13 protein-coding genes and 1 pseudogene are annotated in these 13,928 nt (G+C 71.0%); 9 read left to right on the forward strand and 5 right to left on the reverse strand.

Annotated elements, in window-relative coordinates:
- Positions 1-39: 39 nt before the first annotated feature.
- Positions 40-1,323: an MFS transporter gene (locus tag JHAT_RS02970; RefSeq protein WP_077796437.1), complete on the reverse strand. Its 1,284-nt coding sequence runs from the start codon at positions 1,321-1,323 to the stop codon at positions 40-42.
- Positions 1,324-1,685: 362 nt separating this feature from the next.
- On the opposite strand from JHAT_RS02970, the gene JHAT_RS02975 reads away from it, so the two are divergent.
- From JHAT_RS02975 to JHAT_RS33650, 9 genes and pseudogenes are all read left to right on the forward strand, one after another.
- The gene (locus JHAT_RS02975) at positions 1,686-2,705 is read left to right on the forward strand and encodes an iron ABC transporter permease (RefSeq protein WP_077796500.1); all 1,020 of its coding nucleotides are present in this window, start codon (positions 1,686-1,688) and stop codon (positions 2,703-2,705) included.
- 1 nt (position 2,706) lies between these two features.
- On the forward strand, positions 2,707-3,480 hold the full coding sequence (locus tag JHAT_RS02980) for an ABC transporter ATP-binding protein (RefSeq protein WP_077796438.1): 774 nt from the start codon (positions 2,707-2,709) through the stop codon (positions 3,478-3,480).
- Positions 3,481-3,494: 14 nt separating this feature from the next.
- The gene (locus JHAT_RS02985; RefSeq protein WP_077796439.1) at positions 3,495-4,505 is read left to right on the forward strand and encodes an ABC transporter substrate-binding protein; all 1,011 of its coding nucleotides are present in this window, start codon (positions 3,495-3,497) and stop codon (positions 4,503-4,505) included.
- Positions 4,506-4,611: 106 nt separating this feature from the next.
- Positions 4,612-5,370, forward strand: a complete 759-nt coding sequence (locus JHAT_RS02990) for a methyltransferase (protein ID WP_077796440.1) — start codon at positions 4,612-4,614, stop codon at positions 5,368-5,370.
- Entirely contained in the window at positions 5,367-6,176 is an 810-nt protein-coding gene (locus tag JHAT_RS02995) for a Rossmann-like domain-containing protein (protein ID WP_077796441.1), read from the forward strand. Before JHAT_RS02990 ends, JHAT_RS02995 begins: the two co-directional genes overlap by 4 nt.
- Positions 6,173-7,177, forward strand: coding sequence for a GHMP kinase (locus JHAT_RS03000; protein WP_077796442.1), 1,005 nt, complete (start codon positions 6,173-6,175; stop codon positions 7,175-7,177). Before JHAT_RS02995 ends, JHAT_RS03000 begins: the two co-directional genes overlap by 4 nt.
- Positions 7,135-8,148: a pyridoxal-phosphate dependent enzyme gene (locus tag JHAT_RS03005; RefSeq protein WP_077796443.1), complete on the forward strand. Its 1,014-nt coding sequence runs from the start codon at positions 7,135-7,137 to the stop codon at positions 8,146-8,148. Before JHAT_RS03000 ends, JHAT_RS03005 begins: the two co-directional genes overlap by 43 nt.
- A gap of 76 nt (positions 8,149-8,224) precedes the next feature.
- Positions 8,225-8,380 (forward strand): annotated as a pseudogene (locus JHAT_RS35125) (chorismate-binding protein); the annotation flags it as partial.
- Positions 8,381-8,787: 407 nt separating this feature from the next.
- On the forward strand, positions 8,788-9,135 hold the full coding sequence (locus tag JHAT_RS33650; RefSeq protein WP_107481808.1) for a hypothetical protein: 348 nt from the start codon (positions 8,788-8,790) through the stop codon (positions 9,133-9,135).
- 456 nt (positions 9,136-9,591) lie between these two features.
- Here the strand turns inward: JHAT_RS33650 and JHAT_RS03020 are convergent, their stop codons facing one another.
- Genes JHAT_RS03020 through JHAT_RS03035 form a run of 4 tightly spaced genes read right to left on the reverse strand, consistent with a single transcriptional unit; the run spans position 9,592 to position 13,923 of the window.
- Positions 9,592-10,032 carry a hypothetical protein gene (locus JHAT_RS03020; RefSeq protein ID WP_077796444.1) on the reverse strand — a complete coding sequence of 147 codons (441 nt, stop codon included), beginning with the start codon at positions 10,030-10,032 and terminating at the stop codon, positions 9,592-9,594.
- A 44-nt stretch (positions 10,033-10,076) separates the two neighbouring features.
- Complete coding sequence (locus tag JHAT_RS34940) at positions 10,077-11,153, reverse strand: hypothetical protein (RefSeq protein ID WP_216353416.1); 1,077 nt, start codon at positions 11,151-11,153, stop codon at positions 10,077-10,079.
- Positions 11,150-13,168 (reverse strand): hypothetical protein, encoded by a 2,019-nt coding sequence (locus tag JHAT_RS03030; RefSeq protein ID WP_077796445.1) that lies wholly within the window; start codon positions 13,166-13,168, stop codon positions 11,150-11,152. The genes JHAT_RS34940 and JHAT_RS03030 overlap by 4 nt, the downstream gene beginning before the upstream one ends.
- Complete coding sequence (locus JHAT_RS03035; protein ID WP_077796446.1) at positions 13,165-13,923, reverse strand: toll/interleukin-1 receptor domain-containing protein; 759 nt, start codon at positions 13,921-13,923, stop codon at positions 13,165-13,167. The genes JHAT_RS03030 and JHAT_RS03035 overlap by 4 nt, the downstream gene beginning before the upstream one ends.
- Between the last annotated feature and the right edge of the window lie 5 nt (positions 13,924-13,928).

A 13,928-nucleotide genomic window follows, 5' to 3' on the forward strand; every position in this document is an offset into this window, starting at 1 on the left:
GCTCCAGGCTGCCCCGACGGGGGCGTGTCCTCATGGTGGTCAGAAGGTGTCGTCGCGCGTGGGCGGGTGGGAGAAGGTCCGGGTGCTGGGGACGAGGGCGGCGGCGGCCGGGGCGGCGAAGCACACGATCGCGCAGCCCGCGAGGACCGGTGTGGCGCCGAAGGCGTCGATGGCGGGGGCGATGACGGCGAGACCGACCGGCGCGAGGCCGTAGGAGAGCAGGAAGTCCAGGGACGAGACCCGGGCCAGCTTGTCGGGGGCGACCTCCCGCTGGGCGGCGGTGAACCAGGGCACGTTGAACAGCTCGATGCCGACGCCTGCGACGGCGTAGGCAGCCATGACGACGACCGGGTGGACAGGGAAGACGAGGCTGAGCGGGGCGAATCCGTAGGCGGCGAGCCCGGCGAGTGCGGCCCGGCCGGGGGAGCGGGGGCGCCAGCGGGCGATGACCAGGGCACCGCCCAGGGCTCCGGCGGTGTACGCCGTCATCGCACCCGCGAGGACGACCTCGGTGCCGTACTCGTCCCGGCTGACCAAGGGCAGCGCCACACCCGTCGCGGAGTAGCCGGTGGCGATGACGGCGGTCAACGCGCCCAGGCCGGCGACGAACCACGGGTGCCGGCGCGCCTCGCGGACGCCTTCGGCGAACTCGGTGAGGAGCGACGTCCTGTCCGGTCCGGCCGGGGAGCCCGGCGCGTCCTGCGCGGTCGGCGGCCGCTTGCCGGGACCGGGGACGAAGGCGGCGGCGAGCCAGAGCAGTCCGATGCCGATCAGCAGCGCCCGGGTGTCCAGGAAGACGGCGAGCAGGGCGGCCAGGGACGGGCCCACGAGCGTGGTGACCCGTACGGCCAGGGTCATGGCGGCGTTGGCCTGTTGCCTGCGGTCCTCGTCGACCACCTCGGCGGTCAGTGCCTGGTACGCGGGGCGGCAGGCGCCCTGGCCCGCTCCCGCGACCGTGGCGGCCGCCGCCATCAGCAGCACCGAGCGGTCCAGGCCGGCGGCTATCACAGGAGCCGATATACCGGCGGCGAGTCCCGCCCACAGCACCACGCCCCGACGTGAGTACCGGTCGGCCAGCACTCCGGCCACGGGCACGGCGGCGAGGAACCCGACGGTGCGCGCGGCGAGCAGCAGCCCCAGGTCGGTGGCGGCCAGGGTTCGGTCGAAGACGGCGAGGCCGAGCACGAAGGGCAGGGCCCAGGTGGCCAGGCCGGAGGCCGTGGCGCCCGTCCAGAGGCGGAGGAAGGCGAGGTCGAGCAGGACGGTGCGCTGCTTGTCGGCAGGGGACCGGGCTGCGGTGGAAGTGTCGGAAGGAGTGGGCACGAGGGAGTCTTCCTGTCCCGTTGTCGGCTACGGAATGGACGCGATCCGGCTGCAACACCCCTGTTCCGTCGTGCGGTTGGGCGACGGAACAGGCCGTGGCACACGGTGGGCAGCGTGGCGCGGACGACAGGCTATCGCATTGATAATCATTTCCATTAGAGTGCTGTCGGCCGTCCCCGATCAGGGTGCCGCGGTCCTGTCTGCATGGGCGAGAGGAAGAAGTGAAGCCACCGCACACATCTCCGGCTGCGGGTCGTGTGACCCCGCTGGGCACGGGCGCGGACGCCCTCGACCCGGCCGAGGCGTCGGCCTCCCGCCCCGCGGGCTCCGCGCGAGTCCGACTCGCCTCCCGCGGAGCACTGCTGCTCAGCTGCGCGGTGCTGACCGCCGTCCTGCTCGTGTCCGTCACCGTCGCCATCGGCCTGGGGCCCGCGGTCGTCACCCCGGGCGAGACCGCGCGCCACCTGTGGGCGGCCATCAGCGGGGGACGCATCGGCCCCGACGAGGCGACGACGTATCAGATCATCTGGCAGATCCGGACACCGCGCGTGCTGCTCGCGGCACTGGTGGGGGCCGGGCTGAGCGCGGTCGGTGTGGCGATCCAGGCCATGGTGCGCAACGCCTTGGCCGACCCCTTCGTCCTCGGGGTCTCCTCGGGCGCGTCCGTAGGTGCCGTGGCGGTCACGGTCACCGGAGGGCTCGCGGTGCTCGGCATCCACGCCGTCTCCGCCGGCGCCTTCGTCGGCGCGCTGGTCGCCTCGCTCATGGTGTATGCCGCCTCCTCCAGCCGGGGCGCGCTGTCCCCGCTGCGCCTCGTGCTGACGGGGGTGGCCATGTCCCTGGGCTTCCAGGCTGTCATGAGCCTGATCATCTACTTCGCACCGGACGCCGAGGCGACCAGCATGGTCCTGTACTGGACCATGGGCAGCTTCGGGGCCGCGACCTGGGGCGCGCTGCCCGTCGTCTCCGCCATGGTGCTGGCCGGACTAGCGGTCCTGTACCGGTACGGGCGGACCCTGGACGTCCTCTCCCTCGGCGACGAGACCGCCGCGAGCCTCGGCTTCGACCCCGACCGGCATCGCAGGGTGCTGCTGGTGCTCGTCTCACTCGTCACGGGCGTCATGGTCGCCGTCAGCGGCGCCATCGCCTTCGTCGGACTCGTCATGCCGCACGTGGTGCGCATGGTCGTCGGGGCCACGCACGCCCGCGTGCTCGCCGTGGCCCCCCTGGTCGGAGCGATCTTCATGGTGTGGGTCGATCTGGCGGCGCGGACCCTGGTGGCCCCGCGCGAGCTACCGCTCGGGGTCATCACCGCGCTCGTCGGGGTGCCCGTCTTCATCGTCCTGATGCGACGCAGGGGCTACGCCTTCGGAGGGCGCTGACGTGGACCTGAAACTGGATGAACTCTCCGTGGTGACGGACGGGAAGAGTCTCGTGAGCGGGCTGTCCCTCACGGTGCCGGACGGCCAGGTCGTGGGGCTCGTGGGGCCCAACGGAAGCGGCAAGTCCACCGCGCTGCGGTGCGTGTACCGGGCGCTGCGTCCCAGCTCCGGAACCGTCTGGGTGGGGGAGCAGGACCTGACCCGGCTCTCCATGCGCCACAGCGCACGGACCATCGCGGCCATGACCCAGGACGGCGGCATCGACTTCGACTTCACGGTCGAGGAGGTCGTCGCGCTCGGACGCGCCCCCCATCTGCGCGGCAACACGGCGCTCAGCGGCCGGGAACGCGAGCTGTGCGAGTGGGCGATGGACCGGCTCGACATCGGGCACCTCGCGCACCGGGGCGTCCTGACGCTGTCGGGCGGCGAGCGCCAGCGCGTCCTGCTGGCCCGCGCGCTCGTGCAGGAACCGGAGATCCTCGTCCTGGACGAGCCGACCAACCACCTGGACGTCCGCCACCAGGTCGACCTGCTCGCACTGCTGCGCACATCCGGACTCACCGTCCTGGTCGTCCTGCACGACCTCAACCTGGCCGCTGCGGCCTGCGACCGGCTCGGCGTGCTCTCCCAAGGCCGCCTGGTCGCCTCCGGTGCGCCTGCGGACGTGCTGACGCCCGAGCTCGTCGCCGACGTCTTCGGCGTCAAGGCCAGCGTCGTCCAGCACCCACTGACCGGTGATCCCCAGCTCCTGTACTCGCTCGACCCGACCCGCTGAAAGGCTGCTCACGCATGCGTACAACCCGATACCTCACGACGGTCCGCCGGCCTGTCGCTCTCTGCTCCGCCCTGGCGGCGGCCCTGGCGCTCGGCGGATGCGGCGCCGAGGTCGAAGCGGACGCCAAGGACTCCGGCACCGTCACCGTCAAGCGGTGCGGTGAACCCGTGGAGTACACGGTGCCCGAGCGGGCCGTCGCCTACGAAGGCGGCAGCGCGGACAAGCTGTTCGCCCTCGGTCTGACCGAGCACGTGCACGGCTATGTGATGCCGCCCGCGAACCCGCCGGTGAGTGAGTCCCCGTGGGCTTCCGAGTACGCCAAGGTGAAGATGCTCAGCGACGACCTCCTGAACAAGGAGGTCGTGGTCGAGGCCAAGTCCGACTTCGTGGTGGCCGGCTGGAACTCCGGCTTCAAGGACGAGCGGGGCATCACGCCCGAGATCCTGGACAAGCTCGGCATCCAGAGCTTCATGCACACCGAGAGCTGTTTCAACTACCCGGGCTTCCCTGAGGAGATGAGCCCCTTCGAGGCTCTCTACACCGACTTCGAACGGCTGGGCAGGATCTTCCGGGTCGAGAAGAAGGCCGCCGAAGTCGTCGACGGGCTGAAGAAGCGCGTGGCGGACGTCGAGGCGAAGGCCCCGGACGGCGATCCGGTACCCGTCTTCCTCTACGACTCCGGCACCGACCAGCCGTTCACCGCGGGCAACCAAGTGCCGCCCAACGACATCATCAGGGCGGCGGGCGGCAGGAACGTCTTCGACGGCCTCGACGAGCGCTGGACCCAGGTCAACTGGGAATCCGTGGCCGAGGGTGAACCCGAAGTCGTCATCATCCTCGACTACGGCGACCTGCCGGCCGAGCGGAAGATCGACTTCCTGAAGAAGTCCCCGCACACCAGGGAACTCCCGGCCGTGAAGAAGAACAACTTCTTCGTCCTCGACTACAACGAGGGCATCAGCGGTCCCCGCAACATCAACGGCCTGGAGAAGTTCGCCGCCTACCTGCGCGAACTCAAGGGCTGACATCCCACATGCCACGGCCTGTCCGGGCAGGCGGAACGCCCGCCCGGACAGGCCGTTCACCGGCGTGGCCGCGCGCCGTCCCGTTGTGTGACAAGGAAAGGACTTCATGGACATCGACCGTGACTCGATCGGCCCGGCTCTTCTCGAGCAGTTGCCCCCGCCCCTGCCCGCAGACCTGATCATCTCGCTCAATCAGCCCAAGGCCGACCTGCACACCACCCGTTCCTACGAGTGGAACGGCTGGACGTTCGACGTTCCGCCCGGCGTCTTCATACCCGGCTGGACCAGCCGCCTGATCCACGAGCGGGTGCTCGACGGCCGTATTGAAACCCGCGGCCTGCGGTACGCCGCCATGGGCGTCGGTCTGGGCGTCGAGGCCGTCGCGGCGGGCGTCCGGGGCGCCCGGGAGATCCACGCGCTCGACGTCCACCCGGAGAGCGTGGCCGCCGCCACCGGACACTACCGGCGCCTGGTCGGCGAGCGTCCGGACACCACGTTCCTCCCCGCGGTGAGTGACCTCTTCGACGCCCTGGCCGACGACGTCCAGTTGGACGTCGTCACCTTCAACCCGCCGGCCGTGAGCCGGACCGTCAGCGACGATCCGGACGTCGTGCGCAACGTCTGCGTGGGCGCGTCCCTCCTGGCCAGGTTCTTCGCGCAGATCGCGGAGAGGAACCTGCTCGCCCCCGGCGGTGAGATCTACGTCATCGCCTCCAACACCGCCGACCTGCGTGCCCTCGTCCAGCACGCCGTGGACCACGGACTCAGTCCTCGGATCGATCACCTCCACGACTGGCAGGACGGCGTCCTGACCTTCCTCTTCCGCATCAGCCACGACACGTCCCGCACCGGAGGACAGCGATGAACGACACCGACGAACTCCTGGCCGGTGTACTGGCGGGCGACCTCGGCCCCCGCCCCGCCGACCTGATGGCCACGAGCGTCTTCTGGCTGCACCACGGCACGCGGCTGGCCGGCGGGAACACCACCTACCTCAACCAGTACGTCCTCGTCCGCCAGGGCGGCTCCTTCGGCGCCTGCGCCTTCGAGGCCGGCGAGGTGGACGCGGCCATATGCCGCGACGCCTCCGGGGCCCCTCTCGATACTCTGCTGCGCGAGGCACCGAGGCCGCTGCGGATCGCCGCGCTCGACGCCTACCTCAGCGCCGTGCGCCCGCACCGGGAGGCGGCCGGGGCGGAACCGGTCACCCTGCCCGCCGGGACGCCCGAGACCCGTGCGCTGGCCCGCGACGCGGCGATCGCCGGACTGCTGGACATCGAGGCCGGGGCGAAGGTCGGTCTGATCGGTGTCGTCAATCCGCTCGTCGCGGCCATCCGCGAGCGTGGCGGTGATCCTCTCCTCTGCGACTTCAACCTGCGCACCACCCAGTGGGGCGACCCGGTCACCGACGACATGCACGAGGTCCTCGACACCGCCGACGCCGTGGTGGCGACCGGCATGACCCTGAGCAACGGCAGTTTCGACACCGTCCTGGCCCGCTGCCGCGAGCGTGAGGTGCCCCTGGTGGTGTACGCCCAGACCGGCAGTGCCGTCGCCCGCGCCTTCCTCGGCGCCGGTGTGACCGCCCTGTCCGCGGAGCCCTTCCCCTTCTCCCAGTTCAGCGCCGACGCCACGACCCTGTACCGCTACCGGGCGGTGGCCGCCGCATGACGTCCGTCACCCGCCCGCCGGAGACCGCCGCCCCCGGCAGGGCGGGCACCGGCCACGCCGCATGTCACCACGGCGAGATCATCCAGGGCGTCTTCCTCGACGGGTGTCGCCGACCGGTTCACGCTCTGGTCACCCTGCCGATGAACGGACCGGGCAGCGCCGCCCGGTTCGCGCGCCGGCCCGGCAGCCCGCCGGACGAGGTGACGGTGGAGCGCGACGGCCGGACCAAGGCCCGCACGGCCGCCGTCCTCACCATCCGTGAGTGCGCCGCGCGACTCGGCGCGCAACCCTGCGGCGGTGAACTGACCCTCACCGGCGACCTCCCCGTCGGTCTCGGCATGGGCTCCTCCACGAGCGACGTCATCGCCACGATCCGGGCGGTCGCCGACGCGTGGGGCCTGCTCCTGCCGCCGGACACCGTCGCCCGCATCGCGGTGCGCGCGGAGGGCGCCAGCGACCCCCTGATGTACGGCTCGCGACCACTGCTGTTCGCGCAGCGGGAAGGCCGGGTCCTCGAAGTCCTGGGCGACGCGCTGCCACCCGTCGTCGTGGTGGGGTGCCTACTCGGTCAGGGCGCGCCCGTCGACACCCTCTCCTTGCCCACCTGCGTCCACCACGACGACCCCGCGGCGTACGGACACCTGCTCCGCATGCTCCGCCGCGCGGTCCGCGACACCGACACCGCCTTGCTCGGCCGGGTCAGCACCGCCAGCGCACGCATGCGTCAACGCGTCCTGCGCCACGAGGAGTTCCCCGTTCTCACCGGCATCGCCGACCGCACGGGCGCGGTCGGCGTGCAGATCGCCCACAGCGGCAACGTCGCCGGCATCCTCTACGACCCCCGCTCTCCCGCGCTGCGCCGCGGACTGCGCCACTGCACTCGCGCCCTCCAGCGGGAAGGCATCGCGCCGACCCGGACCTTCGCCCTCTCCGCGTCCCCCATCAGCGAGGAGTTCCCGTGGACGACCACATCTCGGAAGCCGTCGGCCGCCCGGACCTGATACGTCTCGACGACGGTCTCGTCTGCCTGCGGTTCGAGACGATGAAGGTCGTCTCCGCCCTGGCCGCCGTACGCCACCTGCTCGACACCGGAGCCGTACGCCGCGGCGACACCCTCATCGACAGCTCCAGCGGCATCTACGCCTACGCCCTAGCCCTGGCCTGCCATCGCCACGGCATGCGCTGCCACATCGTCGGCTCCACCACCGTCGACCACACCCTGCGCACCCAACTCGACATACTCGGCGCCCACCTGGAACAGATGCCGCCCAGCAACGACCTCAAGCTGGACCAGAGCCGCCGCGTCGCCCGCGTCCGGGAGATCCTCCGCGACCATCCGGACTACCACTGGATGCGCCAGTACCACGACGACATCCACTACCTCGGCTACGAGGCCGTCGCCGAGTCGATCTACGTCCAGACCGGAGGCGGCCCTCTCGTCCTCGTCGGGGGCGTGGGGTCGGGCGCCTCGACCGGCGCCCTCGCCCACTACCTGAGGAAACGGTCCGTCGATGTGCGGCTCGTCGGCGTCCAGCCGTACGGGAGCGTCACGTTCGGCAGCGCTCACGTCGCAGACCCGGAGATCATCATTGCCGGCATCGGCAGCTCCATCCCCTTCGGCAACGTCCGCCACGACCTCTACGACACCCTGCACTGGCTCGCCTTCGACGCCGCCCTCGCCGGCAGCGTCGATCTGCTGCGCCGGCACGCCGTCTTCGCGGGCCTGTCCACGGGTGCCGCCTATCTCGCCGCGTGCTGGGAACACCGTGAAGAGCCCGCCCGCACCGTCCTGTTCATCGCCGCCGACACCGGACACCGCTACGTCGACACCGTCTTCGCCCGGCACCGGGAGGCGTCCCGGATCGAGGACCTGGTCCCGCGGCAGGTCCGCGGCACCGACGAACTCGCGCTCCCGTGGTCACGCATGAACTGGAACGGGTCGTCCGCGCCGGACGAAGCCGTTCTCGGGTAGGACCGAGCCGGGCCGCGGGACGTCCGTGGCGTCCAGCAACGGGGGCCAGGCCGCCGCCGAGCCGAGGCGGCCTCGGGCCCTCGTCCTGCGCACACTCATCGGTGAGGGCAACGAGACGTGGCTGCGCGCGGGCGCGGGAGTCACCGCTCAGTCCAGCCCCGAACGCGAGATCGAGGAGACCTGCGAGAAGCTCCGCAGCGTCGCCCCGCACCTGAGGTACGTCACGGGCTGACCGCGGTCCGCGTGGCCCAGGCGCCCCTCGGCGGCGGGAACCGGGCCCGTCTTGCCGAAACGTCAAGGAGCACGGCGGCGAGGCCGACTTCCGGAGACAGCGGGACGCCGCCCCGCCCTGTGACGGGCGGAAACGATCGAACAGGAGTCGTCAGGGCACAGCGCCCCCAAGGACCCACGGCGAACGAACTCGCCGCGTCCACACCCGGCGGTTCTGACAGGCTTTACCGCGAGCGAGCGGACGACGGCGCCCCCTGGGGAACCCGGGTGAACCCGGTACTGGAAGAGGTCGCGGGCGGGCTCCCGCCAGGAACCGGGCTTGATCTCGCGTGCGGAACCGGCGGAGACACCTTGTGGCCCGCCACCCGCGGATGACGGGTCACGGCGGTCGACATCTCACCGACCACTGTGGACCGGCTCACCGATGTCGCTCGTGCCCGAGAACTCGACGAGATCGTCTCGGCCCACTGCCACGACCTGACCCGGAGCGCCCTCCTGCGCGCCGCGGCCGAATCACTGCGACCAGGCGGGCGGCTCCTCGTCGTCGACCACGGCTCTCTCGCTCCCTTGTCCTGGAACCAGGACAAGGACACACACCTCCCCACCCCGGACGAGGTCCACGCCGACATTGCACTGCCCACCGCTGCGTGGGCCGTCGAACCGGCCTGCGCGCAAGACCCCCGGGCGATGGGTCCGGGCGGGCAGTCCGCCACCGTCACCGACCATGTTCTGCTCGTCCGCCGCGCGACCGGCTGAGCACGGGATGGCGGACGCCGCCGTCGACATCGAGGCGCCGGCCGGGTAGGCGGGGTTGTCGCTGTTCCTGGATCCATGCGCCGGCCGCGGAAGGTCGGCGCTGGAGTGCCGGCGCGAACACCGACCGTGCGCATGGACATCGGTTGGCAGCATTCCATGACGTAGCAATGCGCAGGCGGGAAGCGTGGTCACAGCAGCGCACGATTTTCCTGAAGGTCTTCGGGGCGAAGGCATGCCGATGTACAGTGAAGACCGCCCTTGACCTGCACAAAGCAGGCAGGGAGCCGTCTTTCAGGAGTCCAAAGTGCTGCGTACTCTGTTCAAGTCCAAGATCTAGCGTTTGGGTGTTTCCGCAGGTCAGAGCCATGATTGCTGCCTCCAGGTCAGCATCGGGTCGGTCGGTGTCCGGTTTGCTGACCTGCACCGCGGCAGGGGGCCTGTTGCCCTGCTCTGCGACTATTCCCGGCGCGGGGACGGATCCGGCGGGAAGGCCAGGCCGGTGACGTTGCAGGCCTGGACGATCGGGCCGTGCTGGGTGCCGCCGGAGACGGTGTTGTGCACCGTTGCTGGGCGGCCCGCTGCGGCCGCCAGTCGGCGCAGCGACGCCCCGAGAGCACTCAGTTCCTCGCCGGTGAGCGCTCCGGCTTCCACCAGCCCGCAGAGACGAGTCTGCCATTCGGCCGCGATGCCGGACGCGGCGCGCCCGTCCGCCGCGGTGCCCGTGAGGAGCAGCCGCGCACGCGCGTCGTCCAGGCCGGTGATCGTGGTGGTGTCCGCGCCCGCACGTGCCAGGAACCGGCCCATCAGTGCGCGGGCGTGAGTCCAGGAATCAGTGACCATGAGGGAGACCAGGGTGGTGGCTCCTGATGCCGCCATCGCGGCCAGTTCGGCGTCCATCGCGTCCTCCTGGATGCGCAGGGATGAAATCTTCCGGTCGACGGTCAGACCGTGTCGGTCGGCGGCCCTGGGTCGGACGCCGGTTCCGCTCCGGTCTCGGGAGCGGGAGGTCTCGGCGGATCGAATCGGCGTAGGAGGTCCTCCGCTGTCTCGTGGCGGTTGTGCTGCTCGACGAGCTGCGAGAACTGTCGGGCCAGCATCGCCCGCCGGTCGTCGTCCTCCGTGAAGCCCATAGCTTCGAAGAACCCCGACAGGTGGTCTGCAGCCGAGGGCTCACGGGCTGGGAGATCGGCGGACTCCGTGCCGATGCCCGGCGTCCAGGGTCCTCCTGGCCGGTTCGGCAGCATCTCGAGCAGGCGCTCGGGGATGTCGGTGTCGTTGGCAGCGGAGGTCAGCTGTGCCAGCAAGGGGAGGTCGGCCACGGTCTTCGCCACGTGCTCGTCGTTCCTGGTGAGCCACCACACGACGGCGCTGCCGGTGTCCTTGAGGACGTCCTCGCCCAGATACCGGCGCTTGCTCTGCTCGTACTTGCGCTGGTGCTCCCAGACCGCCTCGTCCTTGCGTACGTCGGCGAGCCGGTCGAGACGCTCCTGGTCCTCGTCGGGCAACGTGAGGCTGATGTCCTCCGCCATCGCCCGGAGGTGGCCCGTGCAATCCGGGCACATGCTGCTGAGGGCGCCGCCGAGTTCGTGCTGAAGGAGCGAGGCGTGGCCGGGCTCCCGCTTCTCAGCGATCGCACGGGCCCGGCTGAGGACCGCATCGACGGCGAGGCCGGCCGGGTTGACGACCGTCCCACGTCCCGGACCGTCGGCGGAGCACCACCGCACGGTCGCCGAGAAGACGAAGTGGTAGTCGTCCCAGAGGCTCGGGAGCGCGACTCGGTTGACGCGGTACTCGGTCCGCTCCACCGGGGCGGCCGTGAGCTGCTCCTCGAAGCTGACCGGCACCGGGCCGCGGCGCTGCGAGGCCACCCGGAAGATCACCGCGGGCAGCACGAGAAGAAGCGCGGCCAGCACCGGCCAGGTCCAGCCGGGCCATCGCTGCACCAGGCCGGCGATGGTCAGCAGCAGGCCGCACAGAACAGTGAGGAACACGGTCATCGTCTTACGTGTGGTCGTCATGATCGACTCCCTCTGGCCGATGCCGACGGGGCGGCAGGACCGAGGTTCTGTGCCACGCCGATCTTGTAGAGCAATAGGTCGGTCGTCTCGGTGGAGTGGGCGCCGGCGCCCGGGGAGGCGCACTCCGCCTGGCGTGCGGACGCGTACAACGCGGCGAACGCCGCGCCCCGGTGCTCCCCACATCGGTCGGCGGCAGCGACCAGCAGGTCGAGGAGGATCTCCCCCCGGTCACCGGCGCCCTCGGCCGCCCAGTGCAGCCAGCTCTGCATCTCTGCCCGTGGTGCCACGCGTCGTCCTTCCGGCCGCGGGATCACGTCGGTCAGCACGGCGTGCCAGCACGTGATCAGCGAGCGTCTCACCCCCTCCTCGTCGACCAGAGCGCGGGTGGTGACGGAGTGGTCCGTGAGCGGTGCCGGATCGCTGACGCGCAGAAAGATGACCAGGTCGAACGGTGCGAGGTCGCCGCGTGCCAGCCGGTCGAGCAGCCTTCGGCGCAGCCGTCGGCTCCCGGCCACCAGATCGCACAGGGCCTGTAGCGCATGGGCCGTGCCGCGCTCACGCCGGGCGAGATGGTGCAGCCGGATCAGGGCGTGGTCCGGATGGTCCAGCGCGAGGACGTCGGCACAGACCTGGACCAGCACCTGGGCGAACTCACCGGTCAGTCGGCGGTACGCGCACCACTGGTAGATCCGCTCGCGGAAGTCCCTGCCATGGGTGGGATCCGCGAGACCGCAGGTGAGCGCCTGGACCGCGGCCTCCGACCGGGCTCTGCCCGCTCCCTGCGCGCTCCACCGTTCGGCGAGCGCGGCGAGCGTGTCCGCCCGCCCGGTCCGCAGGTACTCGCCCGCCAGCCGGGCCACCAGGCCGTCGCGGACGCCCGGCACGAGATGCGGGTCGCTCGACTCGACGACCCGCGCGGCCCACGCGCCGAGGTGCGGCCGCAGGTCGGGCATGTGGTCCCAGAAGTGGGCGCGGACGGCGGAGTCGTAGTCCAGCTCGGTGAACCGCACGCGACCGTCCGGCCCGGAGCGGGCCGAGATCTCCGACAGCCGCTGGGCGAGGTCCTTGCGCTGGAGGAGCGGAATCTCCTCCTCGGAGTGCCCGACCGTGCTCAGCAGAAGCGCGGCCGCCCGGTGGACGACGTCGGCGTGCGCGCCGTGGAGCATGGACACGGCTATCAGCAGGGCGCGTTGGGAAGCGGCGGGCAAAGCGGCGACACGGTCGGCGACTTCGGCCCGGCGCCCGACGCGCGCACGTTTCGCGGCCGCGCACCACTCGGGGAATCCCTCGCCGGGCCCGGCCGTTTCGCGGGCACGGCGTATGCGGTCGGCGAATTCGGCGATCTCCCGCATGGGTTTGTGTTCGCTCAGGAACTCGTCGACAGTGACGTCGTTCCGGAGGAACTGCTCGTACGGCACGCCGTGGGCGCGCAGGTGTCGTCTGAGAACTTCCATGGGGAAAGCCGGCGGTCCGATCTCGACACGGAAGTGCTGCAGGTCGGGATCGAGGGCCCCTTCGTGCGGCATGACGACGACGAGATGGGCCCGCCGTTCGCGCACCGTCTGGCGCAGGGCGGGGAGGCCGCCTCGGGCCGCATGCCACGGACCGGCCTCCGCGGTGGACAGGTCGAGCAGCAGCCGGTCGCCCGGGTCGACAAAAGCCGGGTCGTCGTACAGCGGCAGCTCGTCCCGCTCGGCGGGCAGGAGTTCGCGGAAGGCACCCTCGGGACGGTGGTGTTCGCGCAACAGCACGCGAGCCGTGGCCGAGCGACCGCTGCCGGGAGCACCGTCGAGGATGACGGTGCCCGTCTCCTCGAGCGTGTCGCGTGCCCTTCCCATGTTGACCGGAGCGACTAATACCCTCCGGGTCCAGCGCAGTTGGTCATCGGGAAGCTGCCGGAAGACCGGCTTTCGGGGTTCATGGGCAGCGGAGCCGAGGTTGACGTAGATGTGGCCGTCGCCCGTGTGCGTGACACCCTGCGTGCTCTCGACCCGGGTGGTGTGCTCCGTGCTCACCGTCGGTCGTCCTGGGGCCGCTCCGGCTCCCCGAACCGCTGGTGGACGTCCCCGTGGTGGTCGCCCTCGGTGTACGTCGTCCCGGTGCCCGAAATGTAGCGGTCGCCCGACACATGGCGCGAGTTGTTGTAGACGCTGCCGCTGCCCGTGTGGACCGTGCCGTGGGAGTTCTTCACGATCGTGCCGCCGACGTCACCGCTGAAGTCGCCCGCCTGGACGGACGTTCCGCTCACGTCTCCGATCGAGTTGTGCACGGTGGCCGACGCTGGGGACGGCTCGCCGGGCTCGCTCAGGTCCCGCAGCTCGGGAAGCAGCTCGCTGACCAGATCACCGATACGCCGGACGCCGCCCTCGGTGTCGTGGGTGCTGTCGAACGGTACGGACTGCAGATCGGCGAGCCGCGCCAGCTCCGGGGGCAGGGCCGCTTTGCTCAGCCGGTCGGTCTTGCGGCCGTCCAGCACGGGAACGACAATGAGCCCGCACTCGAACGCGGCCTCGATCTCCTTGCGCACCCAGTCGTCGGGATCCTGCAGCCGACTGCGGAAGTTCGTCCAGTCCGGTCCTACGACGGCCAGCAGCACGGAGCTGTGGCGTAACGCGGTCAGGAGAACCTCGGGGTAGGCGTCCCCTGGGGTGATGGACCTGGACGCGCGGAAGACGCGGTCCTGGCCGAAGCGACGTGACAGCTCCTGGTCGAGGAGGGCCGCGGTCCGCTCGCCGTCGCCGGTGCGGTAGTTGATGAACACGTGGGGCATGCCAG

It is taken from the genome of Streptomyces sp. JHA26 (assembly GCF_002005565.1).
GTDB lineage: Bacteria > Actinomycetota > Actinomycetes > Streptomycetales > Streptomycetaceae > Streptomyces.